At 69.2% G+C, this 2,873-nt stretch carries 4 protein-coding genes; 3 read left to right on the forward strand and 1 reads right to left on the reverse strand.

The window, feature by feature from the left end; translation table 11 throughout:
* Window positions 1-672 (forward strand): isoprenyl transferase (locus tag GX015_RS05410; protein WP_291343393.1); only part of this gene is annotated, 672 nt, incomplete at its 5' end.
* A gap of 70 nt (window positions 673-742) precedes the next feature.
* Window positions 743-1,336 (forward strand): hypothetical protein, encoded by a 594-nt coding sequence (locus GX015_RS05415; protein ID WP_291343394.1) that lies wholly within the window; start codon window positions 743-745, stop codon window positions 1,334-1,336.
* Window positions 1,337-1,423: 87 nt separating this feature from the next.
* On the opposite strand, the gene coaA is transcribed toward GX015_RS05415, so the two are convergent.
* Entirely contained in the window at window positions 1,424-2,350 is a 927-nt protein-coding gene (gene coaA, locus GX015_RS05420; RefSeq protein WP_291343395.1) for a type I pantothenate kinase, read from the reverse strand.
* Between the two features lie 61 nt (window positions 2,351-2,411).
* Here coaA and GX015_RS05425 point away from each other — a divergent pair.
* Window positions 2,412-2,873: chromate transporter (locus tag GX015_RS05425; RefSeq protein ID WP_291343396.1), on the forward strand; the 462-nt coding region annotated here is incomplete at its 3' end.

Consider the following 2,873-nt stretch of genomic DNA (forward strand, 5'->3'; position numbering starts at 1 on the left):
GACGGCAATCGCCGGTGGGCCCGCGAGGCGGGTTTCACCGACGTCAGCCACGGCCACCGGGTCGGCGCCCGCAAGATCGCGGAGTTCGTCTCCTGGTGTTCGGAGCAGGACGTCGGGTTGGTGACCATATACCTGTTGTCCACGGAGAATCTCCGCCGGTCGGCCGACGAGCTGGAGCTGCTCTTCGACATCATCGGCGACGTCGCCGACGAGCTCGCCGGAGCGGGGGAGGACATCCGGTTGCGGATGGTGGGCCACCTGGAATTGCTTCCCGACGACATGGCCGCGCGGTTGCGGCGGGACGAGGAACTCACGGCGGGCAACGCCGGCATCCAGGTGAACATCGCCGTCGGCTATGGCGGCCGGCAGGAGATCGTCGACGCCGTGCGCCGGATCGTCGGAGATGCCGCGGCGGAGGGGGTCGCCGCCGCCGACATCGTCGAGCGCGTCACCCCGGAGGCCATCGGCCGCCATCTGTACACCTCGGGACAGCCGGACCCGGACCTGGTGATCCGTACCTCGGGGGAGCAGCGGCTCAGCGGCTTCCTGCTGTGGCAGTCGGCGTATTCGGAGATCTGGTTCACCGACACGTACTGGCCGGAATTCCGCCGCATCGACTTCCTTCGGGCGCTGCGCGACTTCTCGCAGCGGAGCCGCCGTTTCGGCCGCTGACCTGCCTCGACGCCGGTTGGGCCGGGATCGCCTCGGGCGGGCTGCGCCGGATCGGGGCACAATTGGGGGTATGGCCAACACCACACCCGTCCAGCCCATCATCGTCGTCTCGAACACCCGCTACGGGTCGACGACGGATTATGCGGCGGAGTTCGCCCGCCGCACCGGGGGAATGCTCGTCGGCGGCGAGCACGGGGAATCGTCGCACTCGACCGATGAGCTCGACTCGGTGCTCGCCGAGCGGCCTGATGCGCCGCTGGTCGTGTTCACGCCGAACTACGCGGGCACCTTCGGCGGCGCGAATCTGATGAAGACCGCCGCCCGCGCCTACCCCGACCGGAAGATGGCGCTGGCGGTGATCGGCATGACGCTGTTGGAGGAGGTCCGCGAGAAGGATCCCGCCCGGGCGGCGCTCGACGACGTCGCAGAGCGCGTCCACCGCCATTACCTGCCGGGCCGGATGCTGTTTTCCGTCATGTCGCGCAAGCACCGGGCGGTGCTGTGGACGATGACCCGGATGATCAAGGGGAAGAAGAACCCGTCGCCCAATGAGGTGCAGATGGTCGAGTCCTACGGCGTCGACACCGACCGCGTCGACTACGCGGAACTGGATCCGCTCGTCGCCTGGCTCGAGGGCACCGACGGGAACGCCGGAGGGAAGTAGGCGCGGGCCGTCGTCAAGCGAACTGCGGGCCCCGGTGGAGCGAGGGGGCCGAGCCAGCCCGGGCCGGCGACCAGCCGGGCCGGGGGCCTAGAGCCTGCGCATGCGCACGCGGTCGATGGTGTGATCGCTGGACTTGCGCAGCACCAGCGACGCCCGCACGCGCGTGGGCAGGATGTTCTCCATCAGGTTCGGCAGGTTCACCGTCTGCCAGATGCGGCGGGCCTCGACGGTCGCGGCGTCGTCGCCGAGTCCGGCGTACTCCGAGAAGTGCGCGCCCGGCGCCCGGAACGCGGTGTGGCGCAGCTTGAGGAACCGCTCGATGTACCAGCGCTCGATGTCCTCGCGGCGCGCGTCGACGTAGACGGAGAAGTCGAACAGGTCGGAGACCATCAGCATCGGGCCGGTCTGCAGGACGTTGAGGCCCTCGACGATGAGGATGTCCGGCTGATCCACGACCTCGAACTCCCCGGGCACGCGGTCGTAAGCCGTGTGCGAGTACACGGGCGCCTTGACGTCGCGCACGCCGGCCTTGACCGAGGTGACGAAGCGCATCAGCGCCCGCTGGTCGTAAGACTCCGGGAAGCCCTTGCGCTGCATGATGCCCCGCCGGTTGAGCTCGGCGGAGGGGTGCAGGAAACCGTCGGTGGTGATCAGATCCACCCGCGGGTTGGTGTCCCAGCGTTCCAGCAGCACCTGCAGCAGGCGGGCGGTGGTGGATTTGCCCACCGCCACGGATCCGGCGACGCCGATGATGAACGGCACGCTCTGGTATTCCTCGCCGAGGAACGTCGCGGTGGTGCGGTTGAGCTCGCGGTGGGCCTGCACGCGCAGGTGGATCAGGCGCGACAGCGGGAGGTAGACCTCGGCGACTTCGTCGAGGTCGATGTTCTCGCCGATGCCGGACAGCCGCTCGGCTTCCGCGGCGGTGAGCACCTGCGGCATGGACTTGCGCAATTCGCGCCATTGCCGCCTGTCGAACTCCAGGTAGGGGCCGGGTGCCTGCGCGCGGGTCATGTCCCCATCATGCCAACCGCCCGGCCTGCGACCTTCGTTCGGGTGCCCTAACGTTACGGACATGAAAGAAGTGACCGACGCCTCGTCCGGGGATGCTGCGGGTGCTGCCGCGGGTGGTGCGTCCCGCCGCCATCCCGGCTCCGTGGGTGAGGTGTTTTCCGCCTTCGGTCTGCTGGGATTGACGTCCTTCGGCGGCCCCGTGGCGCACTTGGGCTATTTCCGCGAGGAGTTCGTGGGCAAGCGCAGGTGGCTCACCGACGCCGAGTACGCCGACGTCGTCGCCCTGTGCCAGTTCCTGCCCGGGCCGGCGTCGTCGCAGGTCGGCATGGCGTTGGGCTGGCGCCGCGCAGGGCTGCCGGGTCTGCTGGCCGCTTTCGTCGGCTTTACGACGCCTTCCGCGGTCGTTCTGGCTCTGGCCGCCGTCGGAGTGGCGTACTTCGGCGACCTCGACGGCCCCATCGCGGGATTGAAGGCGGCGGCGGTGGCGGTGGTGGCCGTCGCGTTGTGGGGGATGGCCAAGAAC

It is taken from the genome of Corynebacterium sp. (genome assembly GCF_012837295.1).
GTDB lineage: Bacteria > Actinomycetota > Actinomycetes > Mycobacteriales > Mycobacteriaceae > Corynebacterium.